This window comes from Actinoplanes sp. CA-131856 (assembly GCF_050956135.1).
Taxonomy (GTDB): Bacteria; Actinomycetota; Actinomycetes; order Mycobacteriales; family Micromonosporaceae; genus Actinoplanes.
This window is the reverse complement of record NZ_CP191849.1, coordinates 5,038,711-5,059,966: the sequence shown is the minus strand read 5'-3', so window position 1 is coordinate 5,059,966 and position 21,256 is coordinate 5,038,711. Positions and strand designations below refer to the sequence as shown.

The 21,256-nt window shown below is 69.8% G+C and carries 22 protein-coding genes; 15 read left to right on the top strand and 7 right to left on the bottom strand.

Annotated features, from left to right (window positions below):
• Positions 1 to 11: 11 nt before the first annotated feature.
• The 3 genes from metX to ACQP2X_RS23380 are packed head-to-tail and all read left to right on the top strand — an operon-like array spanning position 12 to position 2,946.
• Entirely contained in the window at positions 12 to 1,178 is a 1,167-nt protein-coding gene (gene metX / locus ACQP2X_RS23390; protein WP_498700236.1) for a homoserine O-acetyltransferase MetX, read from the top strand.
• The gene (locus ACQP2X_RS23385; protein ID WP_498700235.1) at positions 1,175 to 2,467 is read left to right on the top strand and encodes an O-acetylhomoserine aminocarboxypropyltransferase/cysteine synthase family protein; all 1,293 of its coding nucleotides are present in this window, start codon (positions 1,175 to 1,177) and stop codon (positions 2,465 to 2,467) included. The genes metX and ACQP2X_RS23385 overlap by 4 nt, the downstream gene beginning before the upstream one ends.
• Positions 2,464 to 2,946, top strand: coding sequence for a CoA-binding protein (locus tag ACQP2X_RS23380; protein ID WP_498700233.1), 483 nt, complete (start codon positions 2,464 to 2,466; stop codon positions 2,944 to 2,946). Before ACQP2X_RS23385 ends, ACQP2X_RS23380 begins: the two co-directional genes overlap by 4 nt.
• Before the next feature lie 17 nt (positions 2,947 to 2,963).
• On the opposite strand, the gene ACQP2X_RS23375 is transcribed toward ACQP2X_RS23380, so the two are convergent.
• The gene (locus ACQP2X_RS23375) at positions 2,964 to 4,274 is read right to left on the bottom strand and encodes an MATE family efflux transporter (protein ID WP_498700231.1); all 1,311 of its coding nucleotides are present in this window, start codon (positions 4,272 to 4,274) and stop codon (positions 2,964 to 2,966) included.
• An 8-nt stretch (positions 4,275 to 4,282) separates the two neighbouring features.
• A complete protein-coding gene (locus ACQP2X_RS23370) occupies positions 4,283 to 5,260 on the bottom strand; it encodes a phosphotransferase family protein (protein ID WP_498700230.1) in 978 nt (325 codons plus the stop codon).
• A 96-nt stretch (positions 5,261 to 5,356) separates the two neighbouring features.
• Here ACQP2X_RS23370 and ACQP2X_RS23365 point away from each other — a divergent pair, with 96 nt between their 5' ends.
• The 5 genes from ACQP2X_RS23365 to ACQP2X_RS23345 all read left to right on the top strand — a co-directional run bounded on the left by ACQP2X_RS23365 (position 5,357) and on the right by ACQP2X_RS23345 (position 7,472).
• Positions 5,357 to 6,139, top strand: coding sequence for a cyclase family protein (locus ACQP2X_RS23365; RefSeq protein WP_498700228.1), 783 nt, complete (start codon positions 5,357 to 5,359; stop codon positions 6,137 to 6,139).
• A gap of 76 nt (positions 6,140 to 6,215) precedes the next feature.
• The gene (locus ACQP2X_RS23360) at positions 6,216 to 6,413 is read left to right on the top strand and encodes a hydroxyethylthiazole kinase (RefSeq protein WP_498700226.1); all 198 of its coding nucleotides are present in this window, start codon (positions 6,216 to 6,218) and stop codon (positions 6,411 to 6,413) included.
• The gene (locus tag ACQP2X_RS23355) at positions 6,413 to 6,652 is read left to right on the top strand and encodes a hypothetical protein (protein WP_498700224.1); all 240 of its coding nucleotides are present in this window, start codon (positions 6,413 to 6,415) and stop codon (positions 6,650 to 6,652) included. The genes ACQP2X_RS23360 and ACQP2X_RS23355 overlap by 1 nt, the downstream gene beginning before the upstream one ends.
• Positions 6,649 to 6,783 (top strand): hypothetical protein, encoded by a 135-nt coding sequence (locus ACQP2X_RS23350; RefSeq protein WP_498700222.1) that lies wholly within the window; start codon positions 6,649 to 6,651, stop codon positions 6,781 to 6,783. The genes ACQP2X_RS23355 and ACQP2X_RS23350 overlap by 4 nt, the downstream gene beginning before the upstream one ends.
• Positions 6,780 to 7,472 (top strand): GntR family transcriptional regulator, encoded by a 693-nt coding sequence (locus tag ACQP2X_RS23345; protein WP_498700221.1) that lies wholly within the window; start codon positions 6,780 to 6,782, stop codon positions 7,470 to 7,472. Before ACQP2X_RS23350 ends, ACQP2X_RS23345 begins: the two co-directional genes overlap by 4 nt.
• Here ACQP2X_RS23345 and ACQP2X_RS23340 read toward each other — a convergent pair.
• Positions 7,391 to 8,302, bottom strand: a complete 912-nt coding sequence (locus ACQP2X_RS23340; RefSeq protein ID WP_498700219.1) for a DMT family transporter — start codon at positions 8,300 to 8,302, stop codon at positions 7,391 to 7,393. The two genes, ACQP2X_RS23345 and ACQP2X_RS23340, sit on opposite strands and share 82 nt — an antisense overlap.
• Positions 8,303 to 8,321: 19 nt before the next feature.
• Here ACQP2X_RS23340 and ACQP2X_RS23335 point away from each other — a divergent pair, with 19 nt between their 5' ends.
• Positions 8,322 to 8,819: a MarR family winged helix-turn-helix transcriptional regulator gene (locus ACQP2X_RS23335; RefSeq protein WP_498700217.1), complete on the top strand. Its 498-nt coding sequence runs from the start codon at positions 8,322 to 8,324 to the stop codon at positions 8,817 to 8,819.
• Here ACQP2X_RS23335 and ACQP2X_RS23330 read toward each other — a convergent pair.
• Positions 8,816 to 9,271 (bottom strand): hypothetical protein, encoded by a 456-nt coding sequence (locus tag ACQP2X_RS23330; RefSeq protein ID WP_498700215.1) that lies wholly within the window; start codon positions 9,269 to 9,271, stop codon positions 8,816 to 8,818. The genes ACQP2X_RS23335 and ACQP2X_RS23330 overlap by 4 nt on opposite strands.
• A 40-nt stretch (positions 9,272 to 9,311) precedes the next feature.
• Positions 9,312 to 10,250, bottom strand: coding sequence for a hypothetical protein (locus tag ACQP2X_RS23325; RefSeq protein WP_498700213.1), 939 nt, complete (start codon positions 10,248 to 10,250; stop codon positions 9,312 to 9,314).
• A 137-nt stretch (positions 10,251 to 10,387) separates the two neighbouring features.
• On the opposite strand from ACQP2X_RS23325, the gene ACQP2X_RS23320 reads away from it, so the two are divergent.
• Genes ACQP2X_RS23320 through ACQP2X_RS23300 form a run of 5 tightly spaced genes read left to right on the top strand, consistent with a single transcriptional unit; the run spans position 10,388 to position 17,927 of the window.
• A complete protein-coding gene (locus tag ACQP2X_RS23320) occupies positions 10,388 to 11,404 on the top strand; it encodes an effector-associated domain EAD1-containing protein (protein WP_498700212.1) in 1,017 nt (338 codons plus the stop codon).
• A complete protein-coding gene (locus tag ACQP2X_RS23315) occupies positions 11,404 to 12,372 on the top strand; it encodes an effector-associated domain EAD1-containing protein (protein ID WP_498700210.1) in 969 nt (322 codons plus the stop codon). Before ACQP2X_RS23320 ends, ACQP2X_RS23315 begins: the two co-directional genes overlap by 1 nt.
• 1 nt (position 12,373) lies before the next feature.
• The gene (locus tag ACQP2X_RS23310; protein ID WP_498700208.1) at positions 12,374 to 13,312 is read left to right on the top strand and encodes an AAA family ATPase; all 939 of its coding nucleotides are present in this window, start codon (positions 12,374 to 12,376) and stop codon (positions 13,310 to 13,312) included.
• The gene (locus ACQP2X_RS23305) at positions 13,309 to 14,484 is read left to right on the top strand and encodes a hypothetical protein (protein WP_498700206.1); all 1,176 of its coding nucleotides are present in this window, start codon (positions 13,309 to 13,311) and stop codon (positions 14,482 to 14,484) included. Before ACQP2X_RS23310 ends, ACQP2X_RS23305 begins: the two co-directional genes overlap by 4 nt.
• Positions 14,481 to 17,927, top strand: coding sequence for a tetratricopeptide repeat protein (locus tag ACQP2X_RS23300; RefSeq protein ID WP_498700205.1), 3,447 nt, complete (start codon positions 14,481 to 14,483; stop codon positions 17,925 to 17,927). Before ACQP2X_RS23305 ends, ACQP2X_RS23300 begins: the two co-directional genes overlap by 4 nt.
• A gap of 22 nt (positions 17,928 to 17,949) precedes the next feature.
• Here the strand turns inward: ACQP2X_RS23300 and ACQP2X_RS23295 are convergent, their stop codons facing one another.
• Complete coding sequence (locus ACQP2X_RS23295) at positions 17,950 to 18,387, bottom strand: DUF6232 family protein (protein WP_498700204.1); 438 nt, start codon at positions 18,385 to 18,387, stop codon at positions 17,950 to 17,952.
• Between the two features lie 54 nt (positions 18,388 to 18,441).
• Positions 18,442 to 20,424 (bottom strand): alkaline phosphatase family protein, encoded by a 1,983-nt coding sequence (locus ACQP2X_RS23290; RefSeq protein WP_498700203.1) that lies wholly within the window; start codon positions 20,422 to 20,424, stop codon positions 18,442 to 18,444.
• 136 nt (positions 20,425 to 20,560) lie between these two features.
• Here ACQP2X_RS23290 and ACQP2X_RS23285 point away from each other — a divergent pair, with 136 nt between their 5' ends.
• Positions 20,561 to 21,256 (top strand): Crp/Fnr family transcriptional regulator, encoded by a 696-nt coding sequence (locus tag ACQP2X_RS23285; RefSeq protein ID WP_498700202.1) that lies wholly within the window; start codon positions 20,561 to 20,563, stop codon positions 21,254 to 21,256.

Genomic DNA, 21,256 nt, shown 5'->3' with positions numbered 1-21,256 from the left:
GCATCTCCCGCATGGTGAGGCCCTTGACCGTCGAAACACAGTTCTTGGATCTACCGGGGTCTCTGCCGCTGGACAGCGGCCGTGAGCTGCGCGAGGTCCGGGTGGCGTACGAGACGTACGGCACCCTGTCCGAGAAGCGTGACAACGTCATTCTCGTCTGTCACGCCCTGAGTGGAGACGCTCACGCTGCCGGATATTCGACAACCGCCCCGGCCGCGAGCACCCGCGACGGCTTCGCCGCGGAGAGCCGCGACGGTTCCCAGGGCAAGGCTCTGGGCTGGTGGGACGGCATGATCGGGCCCGGGAAGGCGTTCGACACCGACCACTATTTCGTCGTCTCGACCAACCTGCTCGGCGGCTGCCGCGGCAGCACCGGGCCGTCGTCGGTAAATCCGGAGACCGGTGAGCCGTACGGGTCCGACTTTCCCGTCATCACCGTGGCCGACATGGTTCGGTGCCAGCGGGCGTTCCTCGACGAGCTCGGCATCGAGCGGCTGGCCTCGGTCGCGGGCGGATCCCTGGGCGGCATGCAGGCGCTCCAATGGGCGGTCGAATACCCCGATCAGGTCGACTCGATCGTGGTGATCGCCTCCACGCACGGGTTGCATCCGCAGGGCATCGCCTGGAACGCGATCGCCCGCGAGTCGATCCGGCGCGACCCGGCCTGGCAGGGCGGCCACTACTACGGCACCGGCCGCAAGCCCGACGGCGGCATGGGCGTGGCCCGCATGGTCGGTCACATCACCTATCTCTCGGCGCCCGCCCTCGAGGAAAGGTTCGCCCGGCGGCTCCAGTTCGCCGACGACATCCGCTACACGATCGACCAGCCCGAGTTCGAGGTCGAGAGCTACCTCGACCATCAGGCGGAGTCGTTCGTGAAGCGGTTCGACGCGAACACGTACCTCTATCTGTCGAGGGCGTTGACCTATTTCGACCTCTCGCGGGGCCACAAAGAGCTGGCCGACGCCGTCAAAGGGGTCAAAGCCCGCGTCCTGCTGATCGCCTTCAGCTCCGACTGGCTCTATCCGCCCTCGGCGTCGGAGGAGATCGCGGCCGCGCTGCCGGTGAAACCCGAGTTCCACGTCATCGACGCCCCGTACGGGCACGACTGCTTCCTGCTGGAGGAAGCCCGGCAGACTCCGATCGTCCGCCGCTTTCTGAATCTGGAGTCCAAGTGATCGAGGAAGCCCACGAGTTCGGCTTCGAGACCCGGCAGCTGCACGCCGGGCAGCGCCCCGACCCCAACACGGGCGCCCGCGCGGTGCCCATCTTCCAGACGTCGAGCTACGTCTTCGAAGATCCGGAGTCGGCGGCGGCCTACTTCAATTTGCAGGAGTACGGCAACACGTACTCCCGCATCATGAACCCGACCACTGCCGTCTTCGAGGAGCGGGTGGCCAACCTCGAGGGCGGCTCGGGCGCGGTGGCGTTCTCCAGCGGCATCGCGGCCCAGGCCGGTGCCCTGTTCACCCTGCTCCAGCCGGGCGACCACGTCGTGGCCTCCTCGGCGCTCTACGGCGGCACGGTCAACCAGCTCAAGCATCTGCTCCGCAAGATGAACGTGGAGCTGACCTGGGTCGACCCGGACGACCCGGACGCGTGGCGCAAGGCCGTGCAGGCCAACACCAAGGCGTTCTTCGGCGAGACCATCGGCAACCCGGGCGGCAACGTGCTCGACCTGGAGACGGTGGCCGGCATCGCCCACGAGCACGAGCTGCCGCTGATCGTGGACAACACGTTCGCCACGCCCTATCTGTGCCGCCCGATCGAGTGGGGCGCCGACATCGTCATCCACTCGGCGACCAAGTTCATCGGCGGGCACGGCACCAGCATCGGCGGCGTGGTCGTCGAGGCGGGCACGTTCAACTGGTCGAACGGGCGCTTCCCGGTGGTGGCCGACCCGTCGCCGGCCTATCACGGCCTGCAGTTCCACGAGACGTTCGGCGAGTACGGCTATCTGATGAAGCTGCGCGCCGAGACCCTGCGCGACCTGGGCGGCACCATGTCGCCGTTCAACGCGTTCCTGTTCCTCCAGGGCCTGGAGACGCTGTCGCTGCGCATGGAGCGGCACGTGTCGAACGCGCTGAGGATCGCGGCGTTCCTCGACGGCCATCCGCTGGCGTCGAACGTGAGCTTCCCCGGGCTGCCCGGCAGCAAATACGCGCCGCTCGTCGAGAAATATCTGCCGAAGGGCGCCGGGGCGGTGTTCTCGTTCGACGTGGCCGGCGGCCGCGACGGCGGCCAGGACCTGATCCGCGGCGTCACCCTCTGGTCCCACCTGGCCAACGTCGGCGACGCCAAGAGCCTGATCATCCACCCCGCCAGCACGACGCACCGCCAGCTCAGCGACGAGGAGCTGACCGCGGCCGGCGTCGGCCCGGGCACGGTGCGGCTGTCGGTGGGCACCGAATCCGTCGACGACCTCATCTGGGACCTGTCCCAGGCGTTCGAAGGGCTGAAGCGATGACCGATCTCTCGCAGTACCAGGACGTGAAGGACATCCAGCGCGTCCTGCACACGTCGAAGACGATCGCGATCGTCGGCCTGTCGAACAACCCGCTGCGGGCCAGCTACTTCGTCGGTTATTACATGAAGCGGCACGGCTACAAGGTCATCCCGGTCAACCCGCGCGAGCCCGAGATCCTGGGCGAGACCAGCTACAAGAGCCTGCACGACGTCCCCGAGCCGGTCGACGTGGTGAACGTCTTCCGCGCACCCAGCGCCGTACCGCAGATCGCCACGGACGCCGTCGCCATCGGCGCCAAGACCCTGTGGTGCCAGTTCGGCGTGATCAGCCCCGAGGGCGCGCAGACGGCCACCGACGGCGGCCTCACCGTGATCATGGACCGCTGCCTGAAGGTCGAGCACGCCCGCTACGTGGGCCGGATGAACTGGCTCGGCTTCAACACCAAGCGGATCACCGCGGTCCGTACGGGGTTGCAGTGAGCTCCGGCCGGAGATGATCAGGGCGGCGGCCCGGCGCTGAGGCGTCGCAGCAGGAGCAGGGCGGCCGCCGCCGAGATGATCTCGCCCAGGGCCAGGGCCACCCACACGCCGGTCGTTCCGGTGTGGGCGAGCGCCACCACGAGCGGCGCCTTGACGGCGAGCAAGGTGCCGACCGAGATGGTGTACGACAGCGCGGGCCGGCCCAGGGACTGGCTGTACGCCGAGATGAGCGGGGCGACTCCGGCCGCGACGAAACCGGCGGCGATGATCCGCAGCGCGTCCCGGGCGGTCGCCGCGGTCTCGCCGCCGGGCAGGAACAGGGCCACGAGCGGACCGGCGAACACGGCGACGACGGCCGCCATCGCGGCCCCGTAGACGACGGTGGCGCGCAGGGACAGGGTCTTGGCGCGCTGCACCCGGTCGTGCCGCCCGTTGCCCGTGTTGTAGCCGACGATGGGCTGAAGACCCTGGCTGATGCCCAGCTGGGGCATGGCCACGAAGGTCTGCAGGCGGGCACAGACCGCGTACGCCGCCAGGGCCACCGCTCCGCCCGCGGCCGACAGGGTGTTGTTGACCAGCACGGCGAGCAGGGTCGCGCCGAAACCGGCCAGGAACGACGGGGCGCCCACGCCGATCAGGGCACGAACGGTAGGGCCGTGCGGGCGCAGGTCGGCCGCCCCGAGGCGATAGGGGCGGTCGCGCTGGAGGAAGAAGAACCAGATGCTCATCGCCGCCGAGACCGCCTGGCCGCCCACCGTGCCCACGGCGGCGCCGCGCACACCCCAGCCGAGGCCGAAGATCAGCAGCGGATCGAGGGTGATCTGCACCAGGACCGGGACCACCCACAGCATCGTGGAGAACCGCAGCCGGCCCTCGGCCCGGACCAGGCTGGAGAAACCGGTCGAGACGAGCGCCCCGCACAGCAGCACGATCGTGTAGTCGCGGGTCAGGCCGCGGGTGGCGTCCTCGGCCCCGAGCGCGGTCAGCAACGGCTCGATGCCGACCAGGCCGGCCGTGGTGATCAGGACCGCGGTGATCCAGAAGACGGCGAACGCGTTGCCGGTGGCCCGGGCCGCGCCGGCCGCGTCGCCCGCGCCGAGGCGGCGCGAGACCAGGGACGCGCCGCCCGCGCCGACAGTCGTGGAGACCGCGCCCAGCACGAGCAGGACCGGGGCGGCCAGGTTGACCGCCGCCATGGCGTCGGCGCCGACGCCCCGGGCCACGAACCACGCGTTGGTCAGGGCGTAGATCCCGTACACGCCGACCGACAGCGTGGTCTGGGAGCAGGTGTGCCACAGCAGCCGCCCGACTGGGCGGCTGCCGAGCATGGCCGCGCTCAGCGGCCCGCCTTGAACAACGCCATCACCTCGTGCAGGCGCTCGCGGGCCCAGTCGTACTGCTTGGTGTCGGTGTGGCCCCGGTAGTCGGTCTCGATGATCATGATGAGGATCAGGTAGAGGGTGTAGAGCTTGCGGCGCTGCCGTTCGGTGGCGGTGAGCTCGGCGTGGCCGTAACCGCGCATGAACGCCGCCGGGTCGCCGAACGCGGGCAGGTCGACGGCGGTGAAGCCGGCCTCGATCAGCGGGTCGCCGTAGAAGGCCCGCTCGTGGTCGATGATCGCCACGATCTTCCCGTCGCGGATCATGACGTTGCTGTCCCACAGATCCCACTCGACGAAGCGGGGCTCGGTCACCTCGTCCAGGCAGTCTTCATTCGCGGCAATGAGCGCCCGGATCTCGTCGTAGGAGTGGCCGAGGTCGACCGTACGGCGTTCGCCGTCGGTCAGGACGTCGCCGATCATGCGGAGGAAGCAGGCCCGCCAGGTGGCGTCGAACGGCCCGGCGAGCGGCCCGAATCCGGCGCCGACGATGCTGTTGAGCTCCCGGTTGGCGGCGCCGAGCGCCTCGTCGTAGACCTCGGCGTCCGGAAGTCCTTCGCGGACGATGCCGAAGTTGTCAGCGTCGATGTACGGCATGAAGAAGTAGTCGGCGTCGACAAGCTCGTGACTGCGATCGGCGAAGTCGACCCGGGGCACCGGCACACTGGTCTTCCCGGCGATCAGCTTCAGCGACGCCAGCTCGATCGCCATCGCGCCCCGCTCGTAGGTCATCACCTCGATGGCCGGCGGCGGCGCGATCTTGACCACCACGCCGGAGCCGTCGCGGAGCCGGATCCGGTACGCCACGTTGAACCAGCCGTGGCTCATCTCCTCGGCCCAGTCGTCACCGTCCGGCACCTGCGCCGGCCCGTACGCCCGGGCGACCATGGCCCGCAACGTCTCCAGCGACTGGCGGTTCTTCGTGATGCTCTCCATCGGTGCTCCCAACTGACACGTTTAAGCGATCATACCGCTTGCTGCGTACGCATGTACACATCCACAGAGCGCCACGGTCTGGGCAAGATGAAGGCCATGTGCACCCAAACTCTCAGCCGCCGAGCGGCTCTGTTCGGTGGGGCGGCGGCCGTCGCCTCCGTAGCCGTGGCCACGCCGGCCGCGGCGAGCGGGCGCGGCGGCCTCCTCGACCTCACCTATCCCCTGACGACCGGATTTCCGGCGTTCTCACCCGGCGAGGAGGCCAAGCGCCGGACCGTCGCCACCATCGCCGGCGACGGTTACTACATGCAGGAGTGGACCACCGTCGAGCACATCGGCACCCACGTCGACGCGCCGGCGCATTTCACCGCCGGCGGTCGTACGGCCACCGAGCTGCGGCCCGATGAGCTGATCCTGCCCGCCGTGGTCGTCGACATCGCACGCCGGGCCCGGCACGACCCCGACACTGTGGTGACTGTGGACGACCTCAAGGCGTACGAGAACCGCTACGGCCGTATCCCCGACGGCGCCGCCGTCTTCATGCACTCGGGCTGGGGCGCCAAGGCCGGGGACGCCGATGCCTATCGGGGCACCGACGCCCAGGGCACGCTGCATTTCCCGGGTTTCGGCGTCGACGCCTGCGAGTGGCTGCTGAGCCGCCGCCGGATCCGCAGCCTCGGCGTCGACACGCTCAGCATCGATCCGGGAGTGTCGGAGGGCTTCGAGACGCATCTCGCCCTGACCGGCGCCGACCGTTACGGCGTGGAGAACCTCGCCAACCTCGACCGGCTGCCGCGGCGCGGGGCGACCGTCTTCGTGGGGCTGATCCCGTACGAGGAAGGGTCCGGCGGGCAGGCGCGCGTGATCGCGATGAAATAATCCCTACCTCCCCTAGAGGAAATTGGAGAGACGGCCTAGGCTGCATGCGCCTATATGCAGCTGGGAGCGCCGACGTATGACCACCGCAACGTGGCAGGACCCGGACGTCCGTGAGGGCTATGCGCGGATCGCCGCGAAACAGCCGTTCGTGTACGGCCTGACGAACTACATCGTGGCCAACCTCAGCGCCAACGTGCTGCTGGCGGCCGGGGCCGGCCCGGCCATCGGCGCTGCCTCGGACTGGACGACCACGTTCCCGGCCGGGGCGCGCTGATGAGCACCGACGAGGAGTCGCTGCGGGCGGTGGCCCGGACCGCGCACCGGGCCGGCACGCCGTGGGCGCTCGACCCGGTCGCGGTCGGCGCGGGCGCCTTCGACGAGTTCGTGGCCGAGGTCGTCCCGGAACTTCAAGGACGGGGCTTGTTCCGTACGGCTTACGAAGGCACCACGCTCCGGCAGCATCTCGGTCTGCGGCGTCCCGAGCGCGGCGAGTGGAAGGCCCGGCGCAAGTGACGGCGGCGCTGGTGGACGTCGACCGGCTGCGCGAGCACGACGCCGCGCTCCTGGACGCGTCCATCGCGGCCGGCCGCCCCGCGCCCCGGCTGTACGACGGCTCCCTCACCGAATGGCGGCAGCGGGAATGACGAACGCCCGTGACACGATCTACCGCGCCGTGCTCGACCGGCTGACCCACGGCCACTACCGCGACGGCGCGCCGCTCATCCCCCAGCAGCTCAGCGAGGAGTTCAACGTCTCGCGGACGCCCGTGCGGGAAGCCCTCGCCCTGCTCGAACAGGACGGCCTGCTCGTCTCGGGCAAGCGCGGCTTCGAGGTCCGCCCGCGCAGCGACCAGGAGATCCTCGACATCTTCGAGACACGGGCCATCCTGGAGTCGTCGGCCGCCTACGCCGCCGCGACCCGGGCCACGCCCATCGACCTCGCCCGGTTGCAGGACCTGCACGACCGGTCGCAGGCCACCGACGACCCGGCCGAGATCCGGCGCGTCTTCAACCACTTCCACGACGCCGTCCGCAACGCCGCCCACAACCGCACGATCACGGCCCTCCTGCGGACGATCGAGGCGCAGGTGAAGGTCTCCGCCCCCTGGACCACGCCGGGCGGCGCGCGCGAGTTCGGCCCCAGCTACACCGAGCACGCCGCGATCCTCGACGCCATCCGGTCCGGCGACGCCTCGAACGCCCGCACGGCCAGCCTCACCCACAGCGCCCACGACCGGGACACGCGGGTCAGTCAGTTGATCGTCCGGATGGCCGAGGACCTCACCGCGCCCGACTCCACCGCCGCCGGCTTCCTCGACCGCCACCATGGCTGACCCAGCAGGACCCCGGCGAGGACCAGGATCAGACCCACGATCTGCCGTGCGGAGAGAGCCTCGTCCGCGAGCGCGGTGCCGAGCAGCACCCCGGTCGCCGGGTTGAGCAGGCCGACCAGTCCGACCGTGCCCGCGCTGAGATGGCGCAGCCCGGTGAACCAGGCCGCGAAGGCGACGGCGGTCGCGATCACGGTGATGTAGCCGAAGCCCAGCACGGCCGCGCCGTCCAGGGCCGGCGGCGCCCCCTCCAGCAGCATCGCGGCCGGCACGAGCATGGCGCCGCCCGCGATCAGCTGCCACGAGGTCAGCGAGAAGACGTCGATGCCGGCGCTCCACTTCTTGGCCAGGACGTAGCCGAACGACGACATGACCATGGCCGACACCGACGCGAGAACGCCCCGCGCGTCGACCGCCACCGGCCCGGTGAACAGCATCAGGCAGACGCCCAGCACCCCGACCGCCGCGCCGGCCAGGTGCGCGCCCCGGGGCCGCTCGCTCAGCGCGGCCCACGCGAAGAGCATGAGCACCACGGGCGAGGTCGCCATGACGGTCGAGGCGATGCTGCTCGGCAGCGTCTGCGCCGCCAGGTAGACCAGCGCGAAGAACGCGCCCATGTTGAGCGTGCCCAGCACGAGCGACTTCCACCACCACGATCCGGACGGCAGCCTGCGCCGCACGAGCAGCAGCAGGAGCCCCGCCGGCAGCGCGCGGACGGCCGCGCCGAAGAGCGGGTAGTCGGCCGGCAGATAGCGGTGGGTCACGAAGTAGGTGGTCCCCCACGCGATCGGCGCGAGCGCCGTGATGACCGTCCATCGCCAAGTAGCTTCCACGGAAGGTATTATAGCTTCCATGGAAGCTACCGACCATGTGGCCCGGATCCAGCAAGCCTGGGCCCGCGAACGCCCCGACCTCGACGTCACCCCCCAGGGCGTGATCGGCCGCCTGCACCGGGTCGCCGGCCACCTCACCGAACAGCTCACCGTCGTCTACCGGCGTTACGGCCTGGGCGAGGGCGACTTCGACGTGCTGGCCACCCTGCGCCGGGCCGGCGCACCCTACGAGCGGGCCCCCGGCGAGCTGGCCGCACACACCATGGTCACCACCGGCGCCATGACCAAGCGCATCGACCGCCTGGAACGCGACGGCTTGGTGACCCGCCGCCCGAGCACCACCGACGGCCGGGGCCGCGTGGTGGCCTTGACGGAGGCGGGCCGCACGCTGATCGACCAGGCTTTCACCGACCACATGCGCAACGAGCGCCGCTTGCTGGACGAGCTCTCCCCGGCCGACGCGGCCGCGCTGGAGGCCATCCTGACCCGCTGGCTGGCCCGCTGGGAAACGCCCTAGACGAGACAATCGCGGTTGCTCAGGGGCCGTCGAGGTCTCCTTCGATGCATCGCATCGGCCGGCGTTTCGCTATTGGACGTCAGAGGTGACGTCGATCTCGATGAACGGGCGCTACGCCGACCTTCGCGGCAGCAAGTGCAGTTGGGCGACAAGACTTCCACCACCAGGTCCTGCACCGGACCGTGCTCGATCAGTGTCAACCACACGGAATACTCGAAGATCGGATCTTCGCCGGGGAGGATCTCCATCTTGTAGAGCGGTCTCGTTTCAGCATGCCGTCTCTGGCTTTCCAGGTCCGCCACTCTCAAGGCCGCGTCGGCTGATCGGTCGGCCGCGTGCTGGGACCCCTCCGCCGCGTCGGCTGAGCGGCGGGCGGAGTTGCCGTTCCACCACGCGACGGCCAAGGCGACAAGGCTGATGACAACGGCGATCGCGGCCAGGGTCTCGGACATGGGCGGAGGCGTAAGACACGGCCTTCGCGGCCCTCGGCGGTCAGCAGGCCTTCACCGGCTTGATGCGGGTGATGTCGCCCGGAGGGATCGCCGCCACCTCGCCGTCGTCGGCTCGTCGCAGGCGGATCTGACCGTCCGCGGTGGAGGTCAGGAACACGCCGCAGACCACCGAGCCGTCCGGCTTCGTGATCTGGACGGGTTCCGACGTGGCCGGCTTGACCGGGCCGAACACGACGACTCCGACGGCGGCGGCGAGCGCGACGACCGTTGCCAGGGCGGCCTGGATGGCCCTCCGCAGGTGCCGGGCGGCGGTACGGGCGCGGGCCCGGTGCGCCTGATACCAGTCCAGCAGTGCGCTGTCGTCGCCGACCGGGCGGATGGCCGGCATGCCGTGCGCGGCGCGGTAGGCCAGCAGGATCGCCGTCGCGGCCCCCGCGAACGCCACCGCGAACAGCAGCCCGACGGTGATCTGCGCCCACGGCAGCAGCGAGCGGATCGCGTCACGGCCGGCGAGCGGCAGGATGAGCCCGGCCAGGCCGATCAGGGCCGCGATGCCCGCGGTCCACTTGTCACCCGCGGCGCGGATGGCGGTGAGCTGCCCCTCCTGAACCTTCCGGAAGGCTTCGGCGGCCTCCACGCGATCCGGTTCGAACGCGGGCCGGAGCGTCACGGCGCCGCCGTCGCCGAAACTCGCCACCACCGGCCAGGTCCGCCCGCATCCCGGCACCACGCCGTCCGGACGGTCGCGATGCGGCTCCTCGCACGCGCATTCGATGACGGCGGTCAGCTGTTTCGACGTCGTCCCGGCGTTGGCCTCGAGGACGGCGGCACTTCGCGGAAGATTGGCGACCGTCTTCTTGCGGCACTCAGGGCACAGTCCGCTCAGCCTCAGCTCGGTACGGCTGAGGTCGGACTCCCACTGGGCCAGCTGCGCGTTCGTCACGGCGACCCGCTCCACAACGTACCGCGTCGGTTTCATGCGCACAGTAAAGCGGAGTTTGACCGTTTGTCCGAACACCGATTGGGCGATGTGGACGAGGGTTGCCGGGAGTCGTGGTCGTACAGTTACGAACACTCACCGAAGGTAATCAAGGAGGTGGCGGCATCTCTCGGCCGTTGACGGGGCGTCAGCTGCGCGGGCTGTCCGAGGCGCTGCTCGACGCCTATCCGAACCGCGACGGGCTCGCACAGGTCCTCGAGTTCGACCTGGAGCGCCCGCTCAACCGGATGGTCGGCAACGCCGGCATGTCGGACACCGTTTTCGCGGTTCTCATCGCGGCCCGCTCGGAAGGATGGCTCGGCGATCTCGTCGGCGCGGTGGTGGAGGATCGGCCGGGCAACCCGGCGCTACGACGCTGGGTCGCCGACACCGGCTGGCGACCGGAGCCCGCGCCGGCGGAGATTCCGGACCACTTCGAGCGCACGATTCGCGCCCACGCACCCGAACTTCAGCCCGAGCTGTGGCGCAAGCAGTTGGCTCAGCTCGAAGCGCGGACGTGCCGGATCGACGCTGAGACCGGCAACGGCTACGCCCCGTTCGGCACCGGTTTCCTGGTCGGCCCGAGCCTCTGCCTCACCGCCGATCACGTCATCGAGGAAGCGAGGAGCAAGGGATACGAGCCGGTCGCCCTGCGGTTGCGGTTCCCCGACGGCGAGGTGTTCCGTCCGGACGCCGACCCGATCGCGGCCCGCTCGCCGCGGAGCCCGGTCGATGAGCTCGCCGAACCGGGCGGCCGGCTTCCCGAGGCCGACCACCTCGACTTCGCCGTCCTCCGGGTCGCCGGCGGTCCGGGAGACTCACGGGGCTGGGTCAGCACCCTGCGCGAGCGAGCCCTCGAGCGGTACGACGAGTTGATGATCCTGCACCACCTCGACGGCGAGTCGCAGACGATGGCCTTCGGCCCGGCGATCGGCTTCAACGGCAATTCCACACGCCTCCGGCACACCGTCAACACCAGTCACGGATCATCGGGGGCGCCCTTGTTCGACGTCAGCCTGAACCTGGTCGCTCTCCATCAGAGCGGCGATCCTGACAAGCGGGTGAGTCATCTGCCGACCCACAATCTGGCCATTCCCGCGCTCGCGATCCGACGGGCGCTGCCGGCCGAGCTCGACGCGTTCCGGGCGGTGTGATGACGCGCCGCCCGCTGCGCCTGTTGCAGGCCGCGATCGTCAGCGCGTACCCGACGGACGGCAAGCTGGCGGAGTTCGTCGCTCTGGATCTCGAAGAAAATCTCGAACGGTTGACGAAGCCGGGTGACCTGGAGGTGCGAGCGGCCGAACTCATCACTGCCGCGAGAAGCCGGGGCTGGCTGGACAAGTTGAAGCGCACCCTCGTGGAGGCCAATCCGGGCAACGACGCGGTTCGCGAATTCGCGGAGGCGGCCGGGCTGAGCCAGTCGGTCGAGACCGGACTGGCTCTACCGAAGGTGGCCCGGCTGTTCAACGACGCCTACTTCGATCTCACCGACGCTCGGAACAGGGTCTACGAGTCGCTCCACAACGTGAACGGGCGGCGAGGACTCCTGGGCCTCAGCGTCGTCACCGACGAGGACGCCGTGGCGAAAAGGCTGTGTGCGTGGCTGCCCCATTGCCTGGGCGATCTTCAGGAGAAGGACAACGTCACGCTCAGCGCCGTGATGTCCGATCCCGACCACAAGGTGAAGCAGGTGCTGCAGCATCTGCCGGAGCTGGAGGACACCGGTGTGGTGTGCCGGGTGCTGGTCAACGACATCAGCCTCGGCGCCCTGGAGCAGTTCTGGCAGGACGTCCGGGCGGCGTGCCAGACGATCGAGAACTGGTTCGTGCTGGTCTTCGTCACCCGGAAGGACACGCATCGCGCCGCTGACGTCATCGACCTCGGCAGTCCACGTTTTCAGAGCCTCGACGTGTACAAGTGGACGAACAGGGCCGCGCAGGAACTCAGCTGGCCGCGCGAGTTCGCCTCGCCGTGGAGTCAATGGATCGAGCGGGTCGCGGCGGTCGACGGTGTGCTCAGCATCCCGTTGACCTATGGCGCGCTCAACCGCAGCGCCCAGGGCGTCAAGAAGCACCACAACGATCCCGCCCGGTTTCTGGACTGGCTGAAAGAGATGAACTGACGTGTATGTCCGCCGTGCCATCGACACCTCGATCCGTCTCGAGCCGGGTACCCCGCCGGCCACGCAGGAGATCGAGGACGCGACCACGCCGCTCGGCAAGCCGGTGAAGCGATCCCTCTCCCCCGAGCCGTACCTGCTGACCAGTGAACTGTGCGAAGCCGTGAACATCGCCATCACTCTGGGCCGCCCCCTGCTGGTCCAGGGCGACCCCGGCGTCGGTAAGACGCGCCTCGCGCACGCCGTGGCGTACCGTCTGGGTCTGCCTCTGGAACAGGCGCACATCAAGTCCACCAGCCGCGCCCGGGACCTGCTGTACACGTACGACGCGGTCCGCCGCCTCGCGGACGCGCAGTTGAGCGGCATCCTCAAGGAGAAGCTGCCCGAGCCGGAGACCTACCTCCGGCTCGGCCCATTGGGCCGCGTCATCGCCCGTGCGCAGCTCGGACGGCGTTCGGTCCTGCTCATCGACGAGATCGACAAGGCCGACCTGGACTTCCCCAACGACCTGCTCCGCGAGCTGGACGAGCTGCGCTTCGAGACCGACGAGGTCCCCGACGTCGGGCACGCGGTCCCGGCCGGCCGGGCCGACCTCCGCCCGATCATCATCGTCACCAACAACGAGGAGAAACAGCTGCCCGGAGCGTTCCTGCGCCGCTGCGTCTTCCACTACGTCCAGTTCCCGGAGGACGACCTCGACGAGATCCTCGACATGCACGGCATCGCCGACGACGAGGTCCGCGACAACGCCATCGAGACGCTCCTCGAACTCCGCAAGCTCGACCTGACGTACAAGCCAGGCCTCAGCGAACTTCTCGACTGGGTCGAGTGCATGCGCCGCGACGACGTCACGGCCGATCGGGTCGCCGGCCTGCCGAACCTGGGCTCCCTGGTCAAGAACTACGACGACCAGGTGCGGGTGGAGAAACGGAACCGTCCGTGACGACCGAGCCGATGCCGCACTTCGCCCGTGACCTCATCGCCCGGCTGCGACGGCGCGGCCTCCCGCTCGGCGTCGACGACTGCGTCACCCTGCGAACGGCGCTGGCCGCCGGTCACGGACTCCACTCGACCGAGGCGCTGGGCGCGCTGTGCGTGGCCCTCTGGGCCACGTCACGCCGGGACGCCGAGATCATCACGTCGACGCTGCACCTGGTGGCTCCGCCGGACTGGTCGCTGCAGCGGCCGGAGCCGGTGGCCGACGGCAGTCCCGTGACGGCCGAGCCTCCTATGCAGCCGCGTGCCGACGAGGAACCCGAGCCGGCTGCCGGCCCCGGCAGCGCGGAGCTCGACATCACCCGGCCGGCGCTGCGTGGAGGCGGAGCCGAGCCGCCCCGCTCGGGGCGGTCCGCTCCGTTCCTGGTGACCCGCCCGCAATATCCGATGTCGGAGCGCGAGATCGCCCAAGCCTGGCGCCGCCTGCGCCGCCCGACCCGGCACGGCCCTCGCGTCGAGCTCGACGTGGAGGCGACGGTCTCCCGATACGCCACGACCGGGGTGGTGACCGCTCCGGTCCTCATGCCACGCCGCGTCAACAGCGCCCGGCTGTTCCTGCTGGTCGACCGGCAGGGCTCCATGACGCCGTTCCACGGCCTCGTCGACCACGTGATCCGGTCGATCGTCCGGGCCGCCCGCCTGGACTCGATCTCCATCGGCTATTTCCGGAACTCGCTGGGCCGCAGCCCGGACCGGAGTCTCATGGCCGACCTCACCGATCCGCTCGCCGTCGAGCTCGACACCATCATCGACCGCATTCCGCCGCTGGCGAAGGGCTGGATCTACGAAGACCCGGACCTCACCCGGAGACAGCCGGCGCGCAAGGTGCTGGACTCCTTGGCCGCGGGCACCAGCGTCGTCATCGTCAGCGATGCCGGCGCGCAGCGCGGCTCACTGGTCGCCACGCGCGTCTTCGACGCGGTGGCGCTGGGGCTGGCGGTCGCGGCGCGGCGTGCGCGCGTCTGCTGGCTGAACCCGCTCCGCGCCGACCGCTGGACCGAGACGTCGGCCGCGCAGATCGCCCGCCACATTCCCATGTACGCGCTGGATCGTGACGGCATGTACGCGGCGGTCGACGTGCTGCGGGGGCGGCCGGTGTCCGTGGCGGCGCCGCTGTGAGCCCCGGCGCCGGCGCCCAGGCCGCCACCCGCCTCACCGAGGCCCGCCGGAGCCTGCCTCCCGGCGCCATCGAGCTTGCCTGCCACGCCGCCCTGCCGGTCGTGATCGATCCGGCGTTCCTCAACCTTCTGCGCATCAACTTCTTCGTGGACCCACCGAACGACCTGCCCTGGACGGTCGAGGCCGACCTGCTCGCATCGCCGCTCTTCCGCGAGCTGGGCGGCGAGCTCTACGAGATCGACGAGGATCTGCGCCGCTCCCTGCTCGTCAGTCTCCGCACCCGTTACGGCACCGAGCGGGTGGAGCAGGTGGCGCTGCTCCTCGAGCGCTACGGCGACCAGCCCGGCGTCTGGGCCGGTCATCCCTATCTGGCCCAGGCCCAGCAGCTCACGGTCGCCGGCATCCTCGACCCGGCCGCGGCCGTCAGCTGGCTCGACGGCATCCAGGCCGACGGCGCCGCGTCCGTCGAGCTGTCATCGGACTGGATCGTCGCGATGCGCGGTCGCCTCTCGGCCCAGCCCGCGCCCGACGTCACCTTGGACGACGAGATCGCGGACGCCGCCGAACGCCTGCGCTCGGGTGACCCGGCCGCCCACGCTGTCCTCACCACCCTCGAACTCCTCCCCGGAAGCGACCCGGAGGCCGTCCGCTCCGCGCGAGAGGCCACCGGAGCGCCCCGGCCGCCAGCGATCCATTTCGGCCACCTCTTTCCCGGCCTGAACATCGAATGGGGGATCCAAGGGAAGGATGCTCCGCTTTCAGGCGCCCTCGTGCAGCCGTCCCTGGACAACGAAGCTGAAATAGGGATGTATGCCGCCCTCGACAACAACGGCGAAGAGCTGTATGCGTCAATCCTCGAGATCGACCCGTCGTTGCAGGTCACACTGACCCACCGCTCCTCGCCCCAGGGCGTCCTCGTGGCAGAGGCATCACGGCACACGTTGTTGTGGAAGTTCTCTTTTACGGCGGCGAAGGACAGGCTTTCGCATTTGTTGAATGACGGACGGGTTTTGCCGTTCAGCCTGATTGCCGTCATCAGCGACGTTCCTGTCGACTTGGGGCTGCTGTCCGGCCAGTTGCTCTCGGTTCCCGAGTCGGCCACGGAAGATGCCGGGGATCCGATGATGAACGAGCTCAAGGAGCTCATGGCCTTCTACGGTTCGTGGAGCGGCACGGCCCGGATCGCCTTGGCGAAGATCGATTATTCGGTTCGGTTCCCGCCGATCGATGAAATCCCTCCAGGCACGTCGAAGCTTCCGGAGGATCTTGGATTACAGGATCTTCAAGAGACTGTCGATCTTCAGCGGACGAGGGTGCTCGCCGATCGCAAAGCCGCTCTCCCGCAACTGGTGAAAAGCCTTGACGCGCTCGGTGGTGCTCTAGCGGCGGATGGTCGACACCGCGAAGCGGTCACCGCCGGCGAGGAAGCCGTCAGTCTGCGCCGAGAACTGAGTGAGGCTGATCCCGCCGAACTCGCCGGCGCGCTGACGGACCTCTCGCGGTACTTGGCGGCAACGGGCCGCTACTCCGAGGGGATTGTGGCGAACGCCGAGGCTGTCGGCTGGCGACGCCACTTGTTCCAGCAAAGTCAAAGCGATCTGAACCGCAGCCTCCTCGCCGCAACCCTGGACGAGCAGTCGCAGTTGCTGACCGCGGTGAGCCGATATGAAGAGGCGCTCGTCATAAGCGAAGAAGCCGTCTCGCTGTACCGCCTTCTCCGCTTCTCCCGTCGCGAACTCGCCGCGGCCTTGAACACTCGGTCCAAGCTACTGGTCGCGGTCCGGCGCCCCGCTGACGCGCTCAACGACAGCCTCGAAGTGGTCTCCATCCATCGCGAGCTGGCCGACGAAGATCCCGAGGCGTACCTTCCCCGCCTGGCGGTGAGCTTGACCAAATTGTCCCGAAGCCTGGAAACGGCGGGCCGGCTGGCAGATGCGATACGGGCCAGCGAGGAAGCAATTGTCATCTATCGCGATCTGAGCCACGCGGATCCCGGCGTCTATTCTCCCGCACTTGCCTGGGCGCTGACCGATTACTCTCGCCGTCTGGGGGCAGCGGGTCGTACGGAGGAGGCGCTTCGTCTCGGCGAAGAGGCTGTCGCGGAGCAACGCCGTGCCGTGGACCTCAAAGGGAGCGGCCATGTCGCCGGTCTGGCCTCGGCATTGAGTAACCTTTCGCGATTGCGGACTCGAGCCGGCCAGGTGCAGGAAGCGCTGACGCTGAGTACCGAAGCGGTCGGACTGTACCGGAAAATCAACAATTCAACGGCGCTGGCCGGCGAGTTGGAACATGTCGAAATCTTGTTCACGGCGTCGGGCCGGTCGAGCGATGCGGCGGCGGCGAGCAGCGAAGCCGCCGCCTTGCGCCTGAAATCCGGTGGCGGCCCGAAAGGCTGGGGCCGGCGACACGCGTACCCCGACACCTCACGGGACGCGGTGGTGTTCATTCCGGGGATCGGCGGTAGCGAGCTCGTGGAAATTTCGAGTGGACGAACGTTGTGGGGCTCTCCGGCCGCCAACGCCCTTCGCGTCGCGAGGGGTTCACTCCAACAGCTGCTCGTCACCGACGAGGACAGGGCCGGGGACTCCGGCCGGATCAGGGCCACCCGCCTGATCCGGTCGAGTGTGGTTCTTCCCGGTCTGCTCAACCTGGACCCGTACAGCAAGTTGCTCGCTGAAATGGGTTCGAGCGTGGCCCATCCCGACGCCCTTCTCGCGTTCGCCTATGACTGGCGCCTGTCCGCGGCCCACAATGCGAAACGGCTCCATTCGGTGGCCGAGAGTCATCTTGCGCGCTGGCACGCCCACCCGTCAGGTGGTCCCGGGGCGAAGCTGACCATCGTCGCGCACTCCTTCGGCGGGCTGGTCGCCTTGAATTATCTGACCGCGCTCGACGGCGCGCCCCTGGTGCGGCGATTCCTGGCCATCGGCACACCGTTCTACGGTGCCGTGACCGCCGTGACCTCGCTGAACCGGCATGGTGACTCCGGCCGTGCTGCCTTGCGGCAGCTCTACCAGTCGATGCCGGCCATGTACGACATGTTGCCGGCCTATCGCTGCGTCGAGACCGCGGGAGAGGCCCGCAAGCTGACCGTCGTGGACGTGATGGCCATCGGCGGTGATGGGGAGCTCGCCGCTGACGCGTTCCGGCGCCGGCCCGACATCCAGGAGAGCAGCGCCGTTCTGGCCGCCGCGGGAACGGAGGTCACCACCGTGATAGGGGTGGGTCAGCCGACGCCACAGAGCTTCCGCGTTCACGAAGGTGTGGTCACGACCTCTGACGGTTCGGGAGATGGTCTCGTGTACGACGCGGCCGCCACGTTCCCCGGCACCGCGACACCGACCGTCGTGAGTCAACGAGCGGGAACCTTGCCCGGTTCCCGCGAGGTGGGCACGTTCATCCGTGCGTTCCTGTCGCGGGCGCCGGTCGGGCCCCCCTTGTGAGTCCTCGGCCAGGCGCCCGGCGTCAGGGCGGCTGGCGGCCGTCGCCGGCCATCTCGATCGAGCGGCGGATCGCTCGCTGCACCTGGTGGAAGACGCGGTCGTCGCGGCTCGCGTAGACCACGACCTCGGCGCCGTGATGTTTGGCGTGGATCTCCCACGTGCGGGTGCGGCGGCCCAGCGCGCTCCAGACGCCGACGATCGCCAGCACGTCGACGACCGCTGCCGTGATCCACATCGGGGTGCGGCCGGAGTATGCCGCCGCGCCCAGTGCCACCACCGCCACCAGCACGCTCGCCCCGGCCAGCACGCGGGCGCCGGCGCTCGCCGGTGGCGGGGCCGCGCGGACCACGCCGAGCTCGCGCAGCTCGCGGCGCGGGAACGTGCGCACCGGCTCGGTCAGCCAGACGATGTGGTCGCTCGTGACGACGGCATCCGGGCCCCGGTAGTAGATTCTCGTCACGGCGGCCACCCCCACCGAAGCGTATGCACCCACGCCCTTGATCGCAGCGCTCGGTCAGCGAAGCGACTTCCGCGCCCCGCAGTCCTCGAGCCAGCGGACCAGTTGCCGGTGGACGGCGTCCGCCCCGTAGAGCATGGTCTCGCCCGGCTCCAGCTTCAGCGGCCAGTCCGCCGGATGCACCAGCACCGCCTCGTTCTGCCAGCCGCCGAGGCCGCCGTGACATCCCACCAGCTCCTCGAAGGCGTGCACCTCGCGGGTGCGCTCGTCGAGGGTCGAGTGCACATAGAGGTCCGGCGCGTTGTGCATCGCCGCCACGCGCGCCAGGTCCCGCGCCGCCCTGGGCCCGAACGGCTCCAGGGGATCGGTTCCCTCGATCAGACCCTCGCGGAGCACGTGTACGCCGTCACGGCCGACCGCCAGCGGCCCGCGGGCACTGTCCACGACCAGGAACCCGATGCCCGGCTCGCCGAGCAGACCGGGGATCAGGCCCGGGAAGAGCCGCCCCAGCTCCTCGACCGGCACCCGGCCCGGCCGCCGCGGGAACCAGACCAGCCCCAGGTTGCCCGATCCGACCACGACCAGCTCGGGCCGGTCGCCGTCGGGGGCCGCGCCGTGGCCGGGGTTGGGCCCGAGCTTCGATTTGCCCAGCACCTCGGTGAGCATCGCGTTGAGCGGCCCCCACGTCTCCGCGTCCCGGGTGTCGGCCAGCGTCGACACCCGCGACGCGCCCGTGTGCTCCCGCACCGCGTCCTCCAGGGCCCGTCCGCTGAGCTGCCGGAACGTGGCGCCCTGGCTCTGGCCGTGGTCGGAGAGCACCACGAACCGGTACGGCCGGGGCGCCGCGGCCGCCACCCGTTCCAGCGTCGACAGCACCCCGTCGAGCCCGGCCAGGGCGGCCAGCGACTCGGGGCGCAGCACCCCGGCGTGGTGGGCGATCTCGTCGTAGTCGACGAAGTCCACGAAGATGACCGGCGCCGCCGCCATCATGTGCTCGGCCACCAGCGCCACGTTCAGATCGCGGAGCAGCACGTTCGTCAGGCCGCGCAGGGCGACGTACGACCCGTGCCGCGACACCCGCGGCTCGATGCCGCGCAGGCGCTGCTGGCGGCCCTGGTAGAGCTCCTTGACCATCTCCCCGATCGTCCGCACCAGGGCCCGCACCAGCACGAACGGGCTGGCGAAGAAGCGTACGTAGGCCTTGCCCGGTCCCAGGCCGAAGCTGCTGCCGGCCCGGCTCATCACCACGTGCGCGGTCGGCGCGTCGCCGCTGAACATGTTCGAGATGCTGACGCCGCCCTCGGACAGCAGCCCGCGGCCGTCGGAGAGCCGGGCCTCGATCGCCGCCGCGTCGGCCGGCCGGTTGGCCACGAACAAGCGGCCGGCTTCCTTGTCGTACCACCGGAAGGCGGGAATGCCGTCGTTGGTGCCGTGCAGGAGCCCGGCCTGGCTGGCCGGGGTGGTCGAGGGCACCCGGGCCCACCAGCGCACCGCGTCGTGCGTTCCGGAGCGGATCCACCGCGACAGCGTGGGCAGCGTCCCGGCCGCCGTGCCCACCTCCAGCACCGGGAAGGGCAGCCCGTCGATCTGCACGATGACCACGCCCTCGGCGCCGCCGCTCTCGGCCGGCCGGCGGCGCACCCGTCCCCGGTGGATCAGGTCGGCGACCAGGTAGGAGCTGTCGTTGACCCCGAGCAGCCACCGCGTCACCGCCAGCACGACCGACACGATCAGCAGGGTCCAGGCGGCCGTTCCCCAGCCCGCGACCGTCACCCCGGGCACCACCACCAGGGCCGCCTCCACCACGGCGATCTGGGCCGCGATCCCCAGCAGCAGCGAGATCACCGCGCCCACCCGCCCGGCCAGCACCCGCAGCACCGGCAGGACCACCGCGTCCACGAGGCCGAGCAGTGTGGCGATCAGCAGGGCCAGCCAGGACGACGAGAACGCCAGCCCGTCGAGCACCGCGGCCGCCACGAGCAGCGCCACCGCCGTCGGCACGAGACCCAGCACGGCGTACCGGACGTCCCGCCCACCCATTCGATGATCTTACGAAAAAACACGCCAGGTTACGTCACCGACACTATGCGTATCTGATCGGCCGATGCATTCCGGCACCGGCACACGTAGGAAAGTGGGCACGGGGTGACGACCGCGACGAGCTGAGGGGGCCGACGTGGAAGGTCGCCAGAAGTACCACGACGGCACCTTCCTGGCCGGGCTGTCCGACCAGGAGCGCATGGGGCTGTTCCGCCTGGGCCAGCGCCGTGACTTCCGCAACGGCAGCTACCTGCTGCGCCAGCAGGACCGCGGCCGCGACGTCTTCGTGGTGCTGCACGGCCGGGTCGAGATCTTCATGCTCGACCGCCGGCAGCGCCCGCAGCGCATCGCCGTGCGGGTGCCGGGCGACGTGCTCGGCGAGATGGCGTACGTCGACGGACGGCACCGCTCGGCCTCGGTCGTCGCGGCCGGTCCGGTCATCACGCACAGCCTGCCCGCGGCCTCCTTCGACCGCTATCTGCGGGAGTTCCCCGGCGCCTACCGCCATCTGACCCGCACCCTGATCGACCGTCTGCGCGCCGCCGACCACCGGCAGGTCGAGATCGGCTCCGACGTCGAGTCACGCCTGGCCGCGGCCCTCTACCTCCTGGCCACGCAGGGTGACGATCACAACGGCGTTCCCGTCGTACGCCGTACCCAGCGCGAGCTCGGGCAGATGATCGGCGCCTCGACCGTCTCGGTCCACCGGGCCCTGCGAAAGCTGGCCGGCCGCGACTGTGTCCGTACGGAATATCGGGAAATCGTGGTCCTCGACCTCAACAACCTGGCCGCGGCGGCCGGCGCCCGCACAACTATGCGTCGCCTGATGTAG

Coding starts and splice junctions, on each gene's coding strand:
- metX (WP_498700236.1), top strand. CDS start 12: ATGGTGAGGCCCTTGACCGTCGAAACACAGTTCTTGGATCTACCGGGG.
- ACQP2X_RS23380 (WP_498700233.1), top strand. CDS start 2,464: ATGACCGATCTCTCGCAGTACCAGGACGTGAAGGACATCCAGCGCGTC.
- ACQP2X_RS23375 (WP_498700231.1), bottom strand. CDS start 4,274: ATGCTCGGCAGCCGCCCAGTCGGGCGGCTGCTGTGGCACACCTGCTCC.
- ACQP2X_RS23370 (WP_498700230.1), bottom strand. CDS start 5,260: ATGGAGAGCATCACGAAGAACCGCCAGTCGCTGGAGACGTTGCGGGCC.
- ACQP2X_RS23365 (WP_498700228.1), top strand. CDS start 5,357: ATGTGCACCCAAACTCTCAGCCGCCGAGCGGCTCTGTTCGGTGGGGCG.
- ACQP2X_RS23360 (WP_498700226.1), top strand. CDS start 6,216: ATGACCACCGCAACGTGGCAGGACCCGGACGTCCGTGAGGGCTATGCG.
- ACQP2X_RS23355 (WP_498700224.1), top strand. CDS start 6,413: ATGAGCACCGACGAGGAGTCGCTGCGGGCGGTGGCCCGGACCGCGCAC.
- ACQP2X_RS23345 (WP_498700221.1), top strand. CDS start 6,780: ATGACGAACGCCCGTGACACGATCTACCGCGCCGTGCTCGACCGGCTG.
- ACQP2X_RS23335 (WP_498700217.1), top strand. CDS start 8,322: ATGGAAGCTACCGACCATGTGGCCCGGATCCAGCAAGCCTGGGCCCGC.
- ACQP2X_RS23330 (WP_498700215.1), bottom strand. CDS start 9,271: ATGTCCGAGACCCTGGCCGCGATCGCCGTTGTCATCAGCCTTGTCGCC.
- ACQP2X_RS23325 (WP_498700213.1), bottom strand. CDS start 10,250: ATGAAACCGACGCGGTACGTTGTGGAGCGGGTCGCCGTGACGAACGCG.
- ACQP2X_RS23315 (WP_498700210.1), top strand. CDS start 11,404: ATGACGCGCCGCCCGCTGCGCCTGTTGCAGGCCGCGATCGTCAGCGCG.
- ACQP2X_RS23290 (WP_498700203.1), bottom strand. CDS start 20,424: ATGGGTGGGCGGGACGTCCGGTACGCCGTGCTGGGTCTCGTGCCGACG.